The sequence below is a fragment of the Gramella sp. KN1008 genome, from assembly GCF_004332155.1.
Taxonomy (GTDB): domain Bacteria; phylum Bacteroidota; class Bacteroidia; order Flavobacteriales; family Flavobacteriaceae; genus Christiangramia.
This window is the reverse complement of record NZ_SJDV01000005.1, coordinates 1-16,226: the sequence shown is the minus strand read 5'-3', so window position 1 is coordinate 16,226 and position 16,226 is coordinate 1. Positions and strand designations below refer to the sequence as shown.

Sequence of the window (16,226 nt, the reverse complement as noted above, 5' to 3'; positions counted from 1 at the left end):
GTAATTGTAGCCGTACCAGAACATCCATTGGCATCTGTATAAGTGATCGTAGCCGTGCCTGCTTTAACACCTGTAGCAACACCATCATTATTAATGGTCGCTACACTCGTGTCATCAGACTGGTATGTTCCACTCGGACCAAAGTCTACCGTCGAGCCCACACATACCGATTTATTTGCCACTACAGGATTCGCATTAACTGTAGTTATAACCGAACATTCATGAAATAAAGTATTTTGATTAGTAATCTTTAAATCTAATCTATAAGTACCTGCTCCATCTCCGGGGTCCACGGTTACTGCATCCGTGCCCTGGCCGGAAACAATTTGAGCATTAGTATCTCCCGTTACATCATTGACCAAATTCCATACATATACCGGATTATCACCATTGGTAATCTGTGCAGTGTAAGTTCGGTTAGGAGCACCCGCGCAAACTTCGACCGGATCCCCCAGTTCACATAATGGAGGTGGAAATACCGCGTCGGCACTCAATTGTACTTCTTTGTTTCCACAACCACTTAATAGTGCTTCATCACAGCTATCTACAAACATATGATATGGAGATCCATTGATTGCACTAGCAGAATTACCTTCACCCCAGAATTCCGGTTCACCTATATAGGCTCCGGCAATATGCCCCCCCCAGGCAATTACTACTTTGCTTTCTCCTGGATTCACTTCAAATTCAACGGTTAACCTGCTTGAAGTTGTCCCATCACCTAGAGGATCTTGAGAAAATGGCAGGTAGTCTATAGAGACAAATTCTCCATTCCAGATATTCATTTGTTTATCCTCGGCAGGCAGGGCCGCATGAAATGCTGTTGGTTGACCTGTAACAGAAGATTGGTCACTGTTAGGCGTTGGAATTAGCACAGGTGTGCCTTTAGAGGCTGGACTAATACCTGTTCCTAATAATGGATCTATTATTTCTGTTCCATGATCAAAAGTTCCGTGGGTTCCATAATAATCATAAGAAACCAAAAAATCCAAAGCATGTTTAAAATCCTTTTGCGTATCGTACCCAATAGTTACAGTATAAGTAATCCCGGGTGTTAAATCGGATATACTCAGTCTGTATGGAATAGCCATACCTTCCGCATAATGCGCTTTCTGACCATTTACGTTCCCTGTAACCCATTGGGTTGTGGTCAGCACAGCCCCTATCTTCCCATTCTGGGACTGCTCTAGTTTATCGATCTTTCCAACCTGTCCATAGAAATTAAACGGAAATAGTAGCAAGATTGAGAATAAGAAAATCACAGGCAAAATGCTCTTACTCGATCTAAAAATTTTAAAAAATGTAATCTCTTTCATAATTAATAAATTTTAAAAGGTTAGCACCAGTAGCATAGCTAAGCTTAGAGAAGAAGATTGGGCAGCCATCTTAGTGAAGGGCTTTCAATTAGATTATTTAGAACTAAGAGAGTAGGGCGAATAACCTGTACCAGAATTGTGGCCAGGGAAATACCTAAAAAGGTAAACCATCGTCCGGGGGGAGTAAAATCTTCTTTGATTTGGGGGGATAAAAGAGTCCGGTCTACAGGACCAGATAAAATGCACTTTTAGCAGAATCTAAAAGCAAAATTGAGCTTTCAGATTAAAGAGTTTCGGGGAGCTATAAACAAAAAAATAATGTGTAGGAAAGATTTTTTGTAATAGCGATTAAATATAAAATAAATTATCCCAAAAATTTCATTTATAACACACAACAAACTTATAAACAGGGGTTTACATCAAAAAATAAGGGAAAACCCTTATTAAGTACAGCTTATTTCTTTAAACTGATGCGAATAAAAAATGCAGACCTTTCCAGTCTGCATTTTTGTCGTTTTTTGAAATTGATGATCAAAGAGTTTCAATTATATATTTAAATGAAGAAGCAGTCAAAGACCGCTTCTTCCACAAATTATTACTCAGCAGAAATGATAGTTTTCGAGAAACTTTCCCTGTCTGTGTTCACCTTAAGAATATAAGCCTGTCCCGGACTTACAAGTGATCCAACATTGAATTCACTAATATCTCCGGATGTAACATTCAAAAACTTAAAGTTCTGAAGCATCTGTCCACTAATATTAAAGAACTGGATGTTCACATCAGAAACATAATCAAAATGGTACTGCACGCTTAACTGATCTACAAATGGAACAGGAGCAACGCTAAATTCGCTCTCCAAAGAAGTGCTTAAAGCAACACTGGATCCGGATACATCACATTCAGGCGATGTTGGTGCAGTAGTTGCTTCGGTTCCAAACAACGGACATCCGGCCTGGTTCAATCCATCCAGGTACATACCAAAAGCACCAGCTTCATCGTTAGTGAAGGCATAATTAACATCGGCAATTAAAGCCTCAACATCTGAATAGGCAAAACCGACTTCAGAACTACAGGTGTTCAATAAAGCAGCAACAGACTGTCTGGCGAGATTATAAATGCCACCTCCCTCCAAATTTAATGCCTCCAGAAGGGTAACTTCTACCAGTTTGGGATGTGCATCCTCAAATACATCTCCATAATAATTGCAGGTTAGGTATTCTTCACACCATCTGTCGGTATGATTTTTCCAGTACCCCAGAGTACAACCTTCGTCGAAGACACAATTCTCCGGTGGATCTACCGTAACAGGATCTTCAGCAACACAATCATTGTCATCTCTGGTATATACCGTGTAATCTCCGGCCGCAAGACCTGTGAAAGTATTGGATTCCTGGTAATTTATTCCATCCAATGAATATTCATATGGCGCAGTTCCTCCTTCCACACTCACACTTAGGGAGCCGTCATTATACTCACAACTTTCCGGACTTGGAGTAGGATCTGCCAGTAATTCCAATGGTTCATCAAGATTGATAACACCAAGTGAAACTGTACAGTCATTAGCATCGGTCACAGTGACACTATAGCCACCTCCACCGATTCCTGTCCTGTCTTCAGGTTCATTTTCCTCGTCAAGATCTGCCCAGTCATAAGAGTATGGTGGCGTACCACCACTAATGGTAATATCTATTTCACCATCAGTAAATCCGTAACAACTGGCATCAAGGGTTGCAGTAATTTCTCCTACTAGTTCTGTAGGTTCTTCCACTTCAATATCATTGAGACTTGCAGTACAGCCGTTCTCATCGGTTACGGTCACCGAATAGAAACCGGCAGTAAGGCCTGTACGATCTTCAGGATCGTCAGTTCCCTCAAGGTCTGCCCAGTCATACGTATACTCTCCGGTACCTCCCGAAGCAGTGATATCTATAGCTCCATCTTCATATCCATAACAGCTTACATGAGTAACATCTTCAAGCGTAAGTTCCAGTAGCGGTGGTTCTTCAATATCTACTGTGTTACTTGTAGTATAACAGATTATATCATCTCCATGGTCAAAGGAAGCGATCACATAATAGCTACCTTCGCCAAGACCTGTAAAGTCGCTGCCATCGGTATTGCTATCTATAAGTATATCATCACCTTCATTGTTTACCTGATATAGTTCAAGAAGATCATAACCACTGGCATTGCTTATACTAACCACACCATCCTCTTCACCATAACAGCTGATATCTGTGGCTGAAATTTCAATAACGGGCTGATCGTATACAGTAAGAGTCGCAACGGCAGGTTCTGACTCACAAGGATCTCCACCGCCAATTCCTTCTCCAGCTACTGTCACGGTATAATCTCCGGCTACACTTACTTCTATATCCTGGGTAAAGGCTTCAAAATCGTTAGGCCCTGTCCAGTGATATGAAAGTTCCCCGGCTCCGCCTGAACCTGTAGCGCTAAGAGTGGCTGGAAGATCATCATAACAAACAGCGACATCCGCTGTTTCCACCTCTGGAGTGACATTGAATTCACCCAGTACAAAGTCTTCCAGAATAGAAGTTAGAGAAAAGGAAGATCGTGTCTCTACTAAAAATGAAGAGAAACAGGTACTGGCAAGCTCTAGATCTGCAAGATTTAAAAAGCCTTCAAAAAAGGTCACAGGAGGCTGTGTATCTGGGGGCTCAATACCTTTGGTTTGGTGAGGGAATGGTGTTAGCTCATCAAACACATTTACAATAGCCTGCAAAATATTGGGATCGTTAACATCGGCTACCTTTTCCATACTTTTTGTACTGTTAGGTACATTACCAGCTCCGGGTCCTCTCCAGACATAGGCAGCAATATTTCCTACATTTCCTCCATTGGTAATTTCGGCAACCACCAGAACATCGCCATCCATATGCTCTCCGGTAAAAGTTCCGTTCAATGCCTGGACTTCATCCTGGAAGAACCAGAAACCAATATTGGTAGCACCATCATCTGAAAAACGGTTCCCGAAGAAATATATCACTCCGTCTATTAATACCGCGCCAGCCTGTTGAATATTGGTTTTATCACTGGACTGACCTATTTTCCATTGCCAACCAGATAAAGGCAAATGATCTTTTGTGCTACCACCGGTAAAAATATTATCTGGTCCCTGGGCCTGATCGTCAAAAAGAATACCTGTAGAAATAGATCCTGCGGGTAAATTATTGTCGTATACGGAATCCCAGTCATAACCATCTGCTCCCTCTACGAAGCAGTTACCATCAAGAAATCCATAAGGATGTGTTTGTGCATTCGTTACCAGGGGTTGTAACGAAAGAATAAAAATAATGGCCAGAGAACTAACAAGGTTGTATGCTCCCCCTAATTTCCTGTGCCAAAATTTCATTTCTGTATAAGTAATATTTTCCATAATTCTATTTTTTAGGATTAAACCAACATAAGGCTCATCCCGGGCTACATGGGGCAAAAATCCCACACAAGGAATAATGAATCTAAAAACCGGAAAAGGGGGGATAATGAACACGTTACTCCACTTTAAGTACGGGAGTCGTTTGACCTTCAATTTAAGAGGGAGATCAGGAGATCTGTAGGGTAAAAGGGCTCAATTTTGAAGTTTCAGGCTTCAAATTGTATCGCAGTTATAAGAAGAAGTCTGCGTTAAAGGTCACCTTAAATTTACGAAAAATCAGGATGGAAGCAGCACCTATTCAGATGATAAAATCTGGTTCTGGAATAAAATGGGGGTTATTACCCAGCCATCAGAAAATTGCTTAAAATGCCATTCTAAATTTAATAATTTCACGGCCTTATTTTAGCGATTTTTCATTATAAAACCCTTTAATTATCAAATCCTGAAAAGTTCATTTTAAAACGCTCATTCTTTGTTTGTTTGTTCTGGTTTTCTTTAACTTTAAAAGAATAATTCAGAAGGAAACAGGTATGAGAATAAAAGAACAGGGGCTCTATTCCCCTCTAAATGAGCGTGATAATTGTGGCGCGGGATTTATCTGCAATCTTAACGGCGAAAGAACAAATCAAATCATACATAAGGCGATTGATATCCTGGTTCGGCTCGAACACAGGGGAGCGGTTAGTGCCGATGGAAAGACAGGAGATGGAGCCGGGATTTTAATAGAAGTACCCCACAATTTCTTTAAAAAAGTATGTGATTTCGAATTGCCGGAATTCAGGGCCTATGCAGTTGGAATGCTCTTTCTGCCAAAGAATAAGAATCAGGCAGATCTATGTAAGAAAATATTTGAGGAAGAAGTAAAAAATCAGCAACTGGAAATCCTGGGATGGAGAAAAGTTCCGGTGAATCATTCCTGTCTTGGTAAGATGGCCAGCAGGGTTGAACCTGCCATTCAGCAGGTATTTATTGGTCGGCCGGAAAAACTGGATGATCAAAAGTTCAATTCCAGGCTCTATACTGCACGAAAAATCGCGGAACATCGCGTAGAAGAATCAGGACTGGCACAGAGTGAATATTTCTACTTTTCGAGTTTATCCACCAATACCATAATATATAAGGGACTTTTGATGCCCCAGGATATCAATGAATATTATAAGGATCTTAATGATCCTGATGTGATCACAAAACTGGCCCTTGTACATCAGCGTTTCTCTACCAATACCTTTCCAACCTGGGATCTGGCACAGCCTTTCCGCTATATGTGCCATAATGGAGAGATCAATACCCTTCGCGGTAACTTAAGCCGAATGAGGGCCCGGGAGGAGCTTTTTGAAAGCGAAACCTTTGGAGAGGATATTAAGAAGATCGTACCCATCACTATGGAAGGAAAATCCGATTCGGCTTCTATGGATATGGCCCTCGAACTCCTGCTTCAAACCGGACGATCCCTTCCCGAAGCCATTATGATGATGGTGCCGGAAGCCTGGGAGAAGAATCCTTCAATGGACGACAGGAAAAAGGCTTTTTACGAATATAATGCGTGTATCATGGAGCCCTGGGATGGACCGGCTTCCATTCCGTTTACCGATGGTAATTATATAGGTGCGCTTCTGGACCGTAATGGTTTAAGGCCATCCCGATATACGGTGACCAAGGACGGCTATGTGGTGATGTCTTCTGAAACTGGAGTCCTTGATATCAAACCTGAAAATGTACTTCGCCACGGGAGGCTTGAACCGGGAAGAATGTTCCTCGTTGATATGATAGAAGGTCGTATCATCGAAGATGAAGAGGTTAAGGAAAAGATCGTAACCCGTCTTCCATACCGGGACTGGTTAAATGACAACCTTCTCCCTTTATCAAATGTTCCATATACGGGTAATAAAACACCGGTGGAAGATATATCCTATACCACGAGACTTAAACTTTTCGGCTACACCTATGAGGATATAAGTACTATCATCGCTCCAATGGCCTCCCACGGGAAAGAAGCAATTGGTTCTATGGGTACCGATATCCCCCTGGCCGTACTTTCAGATAAACCGCAACTGCTTTTCAACTATTTCAAGCAACTTTTTGCTCAGGTTACCAATCCGCCGCTGGATGGTATCAGGGAAGAGATCGTGACCGATATCAGTCTTTCTGTAGGTGAGGATATCAACCTTTTTGAGATAATTCCCGAACAATGTAAAAAACTGAAGATCCAGAATCCGGTTATTTCCAATGAGGATCTGGATAAGATAAAATATATAGATCATCCCGGCTTTAAAGCGAAATCTGTTTCCATGCTTTATGAAGCTGAAAAAGGGATGAACGGCCTCGAGGATCGCCTTGATGAAATGATCCTTGAGATAAATGACGCCGTGGATGATGGGTGTAATATCATTATACTTTCAGACAGGAATGTGGATCCAAAACTGGCACCAATTCCATCACTTCTGGCCTGTTCATTCGTACATCACAGGGTAAAGGATCATAACCGAAGAAGTTCTTTCGGAATAGTGATCGAATCTGCCGAACCAAGAGAGCCGCATCATTTTGCCGCTTTATTTGGCTATGGCGCAAGTGCCATCAACCCTTATATGGTAAATGAGGTCATCTACGACCTTGTGGAAAGGAACGAGATCAACGAGAAAGATCCTGAAACAGCCGTAAACAACTTCAATGTTGCTATAGGTAAAGGGATCGTGAAGATCATGAACAAGATTGGTATCTCAACCCTTCTTTCCTACCGTGGTTCACAGATCTTTGAGATCCTTGGACTTAATAAGAAATTTGTAAATAAGTATTTCTGTAATACACCAACCAGAATTGAAGGGATCGGGCTTTATGAAATCGAAAAAGAGATCCAGAAGCGATACAAGCATGCTTTCTTCCCTCCCGAAACCGAAACAGACCTGGATCTGGAAATGGGCGGGGATTACCGATGGAGAAGGAACGGCGAGCGCCATGTCTTCAATCCCGCCAGTGTCGCTAAACTGCAACAGGCAGTAAAGCAAAATTCTTATGATACTTATACTGAATATTCCAAAATCATCAATGAGCAGAACGAAAAGCTCATGACGCTTCGCGGAATGTTCAAATTCAAGGAACTGAATCCTATACCTCTGGACGAGGTAGAACCATGGACCGAGATCGTGAAAAGATTCAAGACCGGAGCCATGTCTTTTGGTTCTATTAGTAAGGAAGCTCATGAGAACCTTGCAATTGCCATGAACCGGATTAAAGGTAAAAGTAATTCCGGTGAAGGTGGGGAAGACCCCGATCGTTTTCAGAAAGACCTTAATGGAAACTGGAGAAACTCTGCCATCAAACAGGTAGCTTCAGGACGATTTGGAGTATCTATAGATTACCTTTCCAATGCGAGGGAAATCCAAATAAAGATGGCCCAGGGAGCCAAGCCCGGAGAAGGCGGACAGTTACCCGGACCAAAGGTAAATCCAGATATTGCAAAAACAAGGAATTCCACTCCTTATGTTGGATTGATATCGCCTCCTCCACACCACGATATTTATTCCATCGAGGATCTTGCTCAGCTTATCTTCGATCTTAAGAATGCCAACCGGGAGGCTCGTATCAATGTGAAACTGGTATCCAAAGTTGGAGTGGGAACCATTGCAGCAGGTGTTGCAAAGGCAAAAGCCGATGTGGTGCTTATTTCCGGTTACGACGGAGGAACGGGAGCTTCTCCCCTAACCTCACTTAGACACGCCGGCCTGCCCTGGGAACTTGGTATTGCGGAGACCCAGCAAACCCTTCTACTGAATAACCTTAGAAGCAGGATTGTTGTTGAATGTGACGGACAGTTGAAGACAGGGCGCGATGTAGCGATAGCCTGCCTGCTGGGAGCTGAAGAATTTGGTTTTTCAACTGCCCCACTGGTAGCCACCGGATGTATCATGATGAGGGCATGTCACCTGAACACCTGCCCGGTTGGAATTGCAACCCAGGATCCTGAACTAAGGAAGAACTTTAAAGGTACTCCTGAAAATGTGATTAACTTCATGTATTTCATTGCACAGGAGCTTAGAGAGATCATGGCACAACTTGGTTTCAGAAAGATGGACGAGATGGTTGGTCAAAGTCAGAAACTCGATATGAACCGTGCCATAAAGCACTACAAGGCACAGGGAATCGATCTTTCAGCCATACTACATAAACCGAAGATCAAGGAAGGTGTACCTTTATCAAATACCGAAAAACAACTGCATAACCTGGAAGGTGTTCTGGATTTTGAGATACTGAAACAGGCTCACCCGGCAATATACAGGAAGGAACCGGTAAGCCTGAGTTTCCCTATAGCTAATACGAACAGGACAACAGGAGCGATAATAAGTAACGAAATATCTAAAATTCACGGAGCAAAAGGTCTACCTCATAACACCTTAACTCTTAATTTCAAAGGTTCTGCAGGGCAGAGTTTCGGAGCATTTTCTGCACCTGGTTTGAACCTCAATATTGAAGGAAATTCAAATGACTATTTTGGAAAAGGCCTTTCAGGAGCTATACTTTCCATACGTAAACCTAAAGAAGCGACTTTCAAGTCCAATGAAAATATCATTATAGGCAACGTGGCTCTGTACGGAGCTATTTCCGGAGAGGCTTATATTAATGGAATTGGAGGTGAACGTTTCTGTGTAAGGAATTCCGGAGCCAAAGCGGTGATCGAAGGAATTGGTGATCACGGATGCGAATATATGACCGGTGGGGTTGCCGTAATACTTGGTAAGATAGGAAGAAACTTCGCCGCTGGTATGAGCGGAGGAACTGCTTATATCTATGATCCTGATAATACCGTGGACAAAAATAATTTCAATATGGAAATGGTAGATCTGGAATCACCTTCAGAAGACAATCTTCAGGAACTGGAAGAGCTTATTGTTAATCACTATCAGTATACCGAGAGTGAAGTTGCGAAGTCGATTCTTGACGACTGGGAGAATAATTGCAAGGCCTTTATAAAAGTAATGCCGGTAGAATACAAAAAGGCGTTACTGAGGCTTGAGGAAGAAAAAGAACTAAGTGAAGAGGTAGATTTAAAAACAGCTTAAGAAAATGGGTCAATTACGAGGATTTTTAGAATATGAACGCGTTGATGAAGAAACCAAAAAAGTTGAAGAGCGCGTAAAGAACTATAATGAGTTTACAAAAGAACTGGATACAAAAGAACTTAACAAGCAGGGAGGACGCTGTATGGACTGCGGAATTCCGTTTTGCCATAGCGGGTGCCCGCTTGGGAATCTTATTCCCGATTTTAATCATGCCGTATACAGAAATGACTGGCAAAAGGCTTTGAAGATCCTTCACGCCACGAATAATTTCCCCGAATTCACCGGCAGGCTCTGTCCTGCGCCCTGTGAATCGGCATGTGTGCTGGGTATCATCGAACCTCCCGTAGCCATTGAAATGATAGAAAAGTATATCGTGGAAAGAGGCTTTAAAGAGGGTTGGATAGAACCAGAGCCGCCTGCACATCGTACAGATAAGAAAGTGGCAGTGATAGGATCTGGACCTGCAGGACTGGCTGCGGCACAGCAGCTGAACCGGGCAGGACATACCGTTACGGTTTTTGAAAGAGACGCAAAAGTTGGCGGACTCTTACGCTATGGTATTCCCGATTTTAAAATGGAAAAGAAAGTCATAGATCGCCGTTTGGACATCATGAAAGCCGAAGGAATCGAGTTTAAGACCAATGTTGAAGTAGGTAAAAACTACGATGTGGAGAAACTGGAGGAGTTCGATGCCGTAGTCCTTTGCGGAGGAGCTACTGCACGGCGTAATCTTCCAATTCCTGGCGCTGACACAAAAGGAGTAATGCAGGCGATGGATTTCCTTAAAAATAATAATGAAGTAGTTGACGGATTGAAGGAAATGAAAGAGGAATTAAGCGCTAAAGGAAAAGATGTGATCGTTATTGGTGGTGGAGATACTGGATCAGATTGTGTTGGAACTTCCAACAGGCATGAAGCAAAATCTGTCACCAATTTTGAGATACTACCAATGCCCTCAGAACACAGAACCCTGGAAAATCCCTGGCCTTACTGGCCTTTCACCTTAAAAACAAGTTCTTCACATGAAGAAGGTGTGGAAAGGAACTGGAGTATCCAGACCAAAGAATTCGTTAAGGATGAAAAAGGTAAGCTTAAAGGCCTGAAAACTGTACAGGTAGAATGGAAAAGAAAACCGGGACAGAGACCAGAATTACAGGAAGTCCCAAATACAGAGAAAGAATGGCCTTGTGATATGGCGCTGCTTTCTCTTGGCTTTACCGGGCCTGAGAAGACCTTAAGCGAAAAACTTGGAGTGGAAACCGATGGCAGAACCAACATCAAAGGTGAAAAGAATTATCAGACCAATGTAAAGAATGTTTTTGTGGCTGGTGATATGAGAAGGGGTCAGTCACTTATAGTCTGGGCCATCTCTGAAGGCCGTGAGGCTGCGCACCATGTAGATAAATTCCTCATGGGAAAATCAAAACTCCCCATTAAAGGAGATGGCGATCTGCCTACAGCATAAAAAAAAGCCCCGCGATCGCGGGGCTTTTTTAATTTATATACTTAGTTTTCTTACAAGCCTAGAAGACCTGTAAAAGAGATATTAAGATTTACTTCAGAATTAGCTTCCACGGTAAATCCACTAAGATCTATACTACTTGCAGTATTAGCTTCCACCATACTAGAAAACTCTAGCTTTCCGTCGCTGTCATCATCAGAATAAGAAGCAAAGTGCAATTCATAATCTCCCTCTTCAAGGAAATGGATCTCAAATTCACCATTAGATTGAGATACGGCAGAACTGCTCACAGCATTTGCGAAAGCTACACCTTCTCCATTAGCATTGCTTTCAGCCTCACTGAATGTTCCTTTTTTGTACGCATAAGCCACTACGACGTCACCATCAGCTTCACTGGTGTTATCAACCGTACCGGTCACCACACCTGTTTTAATCGTATTAACAGCTCTTAAATTACTTTCAAGTTGTGATTCAGATACAAATGAATAATCGTCACCTTCATGCTTCAAACTTTTACGAAGATCAAAATCCAGTACAAGTTCATTCTCGGTATTCTCTACGATCTCTGCCTGATCGTTAATATTAAGCTCCATCGTGCCTCCAAGTTCTTCTTTTGCACCTCCTGAAAGAAGTACATAGTTTCCAGGACCATTACCTGTAGCATCTGTATCGGCAAGCGTCAAGCTAATATCAGAGGTTGTGCCGGCTTGCAGGTCCAGGCTTCCTAAAAGTTCAGTCTTGCCTTTAGTAAGGCTGCTAATTTCAATGGTAGTAGTGTTGAATCCTTCCACAGCTTTACCATTCACTTTAACTTCAGAAACAGTAATGAATACGGCCTCTACATTGGCTTCATCAACCGGAGAATCGGTGATATAAACTGCAGTGGAATTTCCTTCTTCACCGGCGCCAGGTCCTTCAACCGAGTCATCCTCAGAACAGGAAACAAACAAAACTAATCCTAATAATAATCCTAATCTACTTAAGTTTTTAAATAGCATAAATAATAATTTTTAAACGCCTTACTCTTTTTTGGCGCTTTGGTTAAAATTCATTGATTTGATTGTAGCTAGTATCAGAACTGATCTAGATTTTAGATTTAGGGTAGTAGTAACGCAAGTCCCTTGCCAGTATTCCTTAAAAAAATGCTAAAACTGTATTTTACCTATAACAATGCCTGAATAGAAGCTATAAGAACCTCCATTCAGGCATTGTTATAAAAATAAGCTGATAATAATAGTCTCTTCGAAAGAATGCTTTCGTTATGAGATCAACTCAAAGGTTTGCTGGGCGATTTCGAGTTCTTCATTTGTTGGGATAACCAGAATCTTCACCCTGGATCCTTCAGCTTCTATCGCTCTTAATTTCTTATCGCGAATTTTATTTTTCTCTTTGTCCAGTTTAATTCCGAAGAAATCCATATCCCTGCAAACCAGGTTTCGAATAACATCACTATTCTCACCAATACCTGCAGTAAAAATAAGGGCATCCAATCCATTCATTGCAGCCGTATAGGCTCCGATATATTTTTTTATGCGATAAGCATTCATATCCAAAGCCAGCTGGCATCGTTTATTTCCCTTCTCTGCCTCTTCTTCTATTTCCCGGAGATCACTATACCCGGTGAGGCCAAGCATCCCACTCTTCTTATGTAAAAGATCGCTTACTTCCTGGGAGGTATATCCCAGCTCATCAATAAGATAAAAAATAACCGACTGGTCTATATCTCCACTTCGGGTACCCATAATTAGCCCATTAACGGGACCAAAGCCAAGAGAATGATCCAGGCTCTTCCCGTCTTTTATCGCGGTTATACTACATCCATTTCCTAAATGAATGCTGATGATTTTTGAATTTTCTTTCTGAAGTTTCTCTATAGCTTTTTTCGAAACATACTTATGACTGGTGCCATGAAATCCATACAGCTGAATATGCTTTTCCTCATAGAATTCTGTAGGAATGGCATACTGGGCAGCCTGTTGAGGGATAGTCTGGTGGAAGGCGGTATCAAAAACAGCTACCTGCCGGGAGTTCGGAAAAAGTTCCTCGGCAACCTCAATTCCTTTTAAATTGGGTGGATTATGCAATGGGGCCAGAGAAAAATTTTCCCTGATCTTTTCTTTCACTTCTGCATTTATGGCAATAGTCTTAGAGAAAACATTTCCGCCATGGACTACCCGATGCCCAACCGCCGCGATCTCATTCTTATCTTTAATGACGCCTTTTTCAGGATTCATCAAATGTTCTGTAATAGCCTTTAACGCTACGGCATGATCGCTGGCTTCAATTACCTCTGAAACTGAATTATCCCTTACCTTATAGTGTAATTTTGAATCTTCCAGTCCGATTCTTTCCACCATCCCCGAAGCCAGAACTTCTTCAGATGGCATTTGTATTAGCTGGAATTTCAAGGAAGAACTTCCCGAATTTATGATTAAAATATTTTTCATAACAAATTAGATTCCTTGTGCCTGTATGGCCGTTAAAATTACCGTATTATAAACATCGGCTACGGTACATCCACGGCTTAGATCATTTACCGGTTTATTCAAGCCCTGAAGCATTGGCCCTATCGCTAAAGCTCCTGTTTCCCTTTGTACCGCCTTATAGGTATTATTTCCGGTATTCAGATCGGGGAAGATAAGGACATTGGCCTGTCCTGCCACCTCCGAATCTGGTAATTTACTTTTCCCTACACTAAGATCTACTGCCGCATCATATTGGATTGGCCCTTCCACCTTAAGATCTGGTCTTCGCTCTTTGACAAGGGCCGTAGCTTCTCTTACTTTATCCACATCGGCACCTTTTCCCGACGTTCCGGAAGAGTAGGACAACATGGCTATTTTAGGTTCTATCCCGAAGGCCCTGGCGCTTTCTGCAGAAGAAATAGTGATCTCAGCCAATTCTTCGGCAGTCGGGTTAGGATTGATCGCACAATCACCAAATACCGAAACCCTGTCTTCAAGACACATAAAGAAAACTGAGGAAACCACCGATACATCTGGTTTGGTTTTGATGAACTGAAGTGCGGGTAAGATGGTATGTTGTGTGGTATGAGCAGCACCAGAGACCATTCCGTCTGCATGGCCTTTATAGATCATCATGGTTCCGAAATGAGATACATCGCTCATTCTGTCTTTCGCCATATCCATATTCACGTTCTTATGCTTTCTCAACTCATAATAAGTTTCAGCATAATCCAGGAATTGGGATGACTTTACGGGATCTATTATATTGATTTTTGAAAAGTCAAGATCCAGTTGAATTTTTGCTGCTGTCTTTTTAATTGTTTCAACATCCCCCAGTAAGGTTAGTTCTACCAGGTCCATCTCAATAAGCCGTTTTGCTGCGGTAAGAATACGCTCGTCTGTTCCTTCAGGCAATACGATATGTTTTTTACTTTTTCTGGCGCGTTGTACCAGTCCATACTGAAACATTCTCGGCGTTATTCCCTGCGGTTCATAATCCGTTAGTTTTTCAACCAGGGAATCAAAGGATACAAAACGTTCAAAAGTGCTGATGGTGGTTTGTATTTTCTGAATACTATCAGCATAAATATTGGATTTTATATCTCCTACTTTATTAGTAACATTAAAGGTTCCATCCTGAACAGAAATTATTGGAACAATATCAGATAGACCCTCAATAAGTTTCAAAATTGGTTCTTCAGGCGTTAAACCACCGGTTAGAATAATCCCTGAAATCCTGGGATAATTACTGGAGAAATTGGCCTGCAAAGCACCAAGAATGATATCTGCCCTGTCTCCGGGTGTGATCACCAGACTTTCATTTTTAAGCGTGGGAAGATAATTCCGTAACTGCATGGCTCCAACTCCAAAATTACCTGTTTGATTATTCAGAAAATCATGCCCAAACAAAACCCTACCTTCAAGGGCTTTTACAATTTCCTTTAAAGTAGGATTGTTGAGAGTTTCAATTAACGGAATGGCAAATATACCTACATCCTCTGGCAGAAAGTCCCGCATATTCTGTTTGGCCAGTTCCAGGTTCTTCTCCTGAATTTTATTACTAACCATAGCAATAACCTGAACTTCTTTATCTTTAAAAGCCTGGTAAGCCATTTGCTGACTTCCCATTAGTTCTTCCCAACTCTTATTCAGCCCACTCACGATGATTATGACCGGAATGCCGAGATTTTTAGCAATGATCATATTAATATCAAACTCGAAAACGCTACCTTCTCCTGAAAAGTCACTTCCCTCTACAAGGATAAAATCAAATTTCTCTTCGAGCTTTTTATACTTGGAAATTATAGTGTCTATAATCTCACCTGATTTCCCTTTATTTCTTTCATGAATAACTTCACTACGGGTAAATGCATAGGTATCCTCATAGGGAATATTCAAATTGAAGTAGCTTAGAATCGTATCTATATGGTTGTCCTTTTCACCCGCAGGAGTATCATTTATAATTGGCCGGAAATACCCCACTTTCATCATTTTACCGAGTAGGGTACGCATCAGCCCCAGGCTGATCATTGATTTACCACTGTGAGACTCCAAAGTGGCAATATAAATTCCTTTATTCATAGTAATTAAATTGTTTGGCAAAAATAAGACTTATTAAAAATGAAGCTTTTAAGTATTCCTTAAAAGATGCCAAAGAATGACATGAATCATATGTTCTGGCACGGTATAAAAGAAGCCTCCAGTCCTGGACTTTTAATGATAATTAATTAAAAATAGAGGAACCTATTTTAAGAAAGAAAGTTTCACATGACAGCATGATGGCAAGATGAAGACACCGCATAAAAAAGAATAAAAGACTACAGGTATCACTTATTAAAAATTATAGTGCTCCCTAAGAGTACAATAAAGACCAGAAGTAAAAGTGAGTGTATCACCTTAATTGTAACTTTAAATTATACGCATAAAAAAACCCTTTATCTGTTTAGATAAAGGGTTTTCAAGAAGAAGGCGGCGACCTACTCTCCCACAATGATAGCAGTACCATCGGCGCTAACGGGCTTAACTTCTCTG

At 41.5% G+C, this 16,226-nt stretch carries 7 protein-coding genes; 2 read left to right on the top strand and 5 right to left on the bottom strand.

Features of this window, described 5'->3' with window-relative positions; all coding sequences use genetic code 11:
- Together EZJ28_RS16115 and EZJ28_RS10310 are read right to left on the bottom strand one after the other, a co-directional pair.
- Positions 1-1,316: Ig-like domain-containing protein (locus EZJ28_RS16115; protein ID WP_207388456.1), on the bottom strand; the 1,316-nt coding region annotated here is incomplete at its 3' end.
- A gap of 595 nt (positions 1,317-1,911) precedes the next feature.
- Positions 1,912-4,713 (bottom strand): hypothetical protein, encoded by a 2,802-nt coding sequence (locus EZJ28_RS10310; protein WP_131397563.1) that lies wholly within the window; start codon positions 4,711-4,713, stop codon positions 1,912-1,914.
- A 530-nt stretch (positions 4,714-5,243) separates the two neighbouring features.
- On the opposite strand from EZJ28_RS10310, the gene gltB reads away from it, so the two are divergent.
- Both gltB and EZJ28_RS10300 read left to right on the top strand, forming a co-directional pair.
- Complete coding sequence (gene gltB, locus EZJ28_RS10305; RefSeq protein WP_131397561.1) at positions 5,244-9,767, top strand: glutamate synthase large subunit; 4,524 nt, start codon at positions 5,244-5,246, stop codon at positions 9,765-9,767.
- A gap of 4 nt (positions 9,768-9,771) precedes the next feature.
- Positions 9,772-11,232 (top strand): glutamate synthase subunit beta, encoded by a 1,461-nt coding sequence (locus EZJ28_RS10300; RefSeq protein WP_131397559.1) that lies wholly within the window; start codon positions 9,772-9,774, stop codon positions 11,230-11,232.
- A gap of 50 nt (positions 11,233-11,282) precedes the next feature.
- Here the strand turns inward: EZJ28_RS10300 and EZJ28_RS10295 are convergent, their stop codons facing one another.
- The 3 genes from EZJ28_RS10295 to pta form a co-directional block, all read right to left on the bottom strand.
- A complete protein-coding gene (locus EZJ28_RS10295) occupies positions 11,283-12,227 on the bottom strand; it encodes a DUF4382 domain-containing protein (protein ID WP_131397557.1) in 945 nt (314 codons plus the stop codon).
- 261 nt (positions 12,228-12,488) lie between these two features.
- The gene (locus tag EZJ28_RS10290; protein WP_131397555.1) at positions 12,489-13,676 is read right to left on the bottom strand and encodes an acetate/propionate family kinase; all 1,188 of its coding nucleotides are present in this window, start codon (positions 13,674-13,676) and stop codon (positions 12,489-12,491) included.
- Positions 13,677-13,682: 6 nt separating this feature from the next.
- Positions 13,683-15,776, bottom strand: a complete 2,094-nt coding sequence (gene pta, locus EZJ28_RS10285) for a phosphate acetyltransferase (RefSeq protein WP_131397553.1) — start codon at positions 15,774-15,776, stop codon at positions 13,683-13,685.
- Positions 15,777-16,226: the final 450 nt, after the last annotated feature.

Bases quoted from the DNA above. Each gene is read 5' to 3' on its own strand.
- EZJ28_RS10310 (WP_131397563.1), bottom strand. From the start codon at position 4,713: ATGGAAAATATTACTTATACAGAAATGAAATTTTGGCACAGGAAATTA.
- gltB (WP_131397561.1), top strand. From the start codon at position 5,244: ATGAGAATAAAAGAACAGGGGCTCTATTCCCCTCTAAATGAGCGTGAT.
- EZJ28_RS10300 (WP_131397559.1), top strand. From the start codon at position 9,772: ATGGGTCAATTACGAGGATTTTTAGAATATGAACGCGTTGATGAAGAA.
- EZJ28_RS10295 (WP_131397557.1), bottom strand. From the start codon at position 12,227: ATGCTATTTAAAAACTTAAGTAGATTAGGATTATTATTAGGATTAGTT.
- EZJ28_RS10290 (WP_131397555.1), bottom strand. From the start codon at position 13,676: ATGAAAAATATTTTAATCATAAATTCGGGAAGTTCTTCCTTGAAATTC.
- pta (WP_131397553.1), bottom strand. From the start codon at position 15,776: ATGAATAAAGGAATTTATATTGCCACTTTGGAGTCTCACAGTGGTAAA.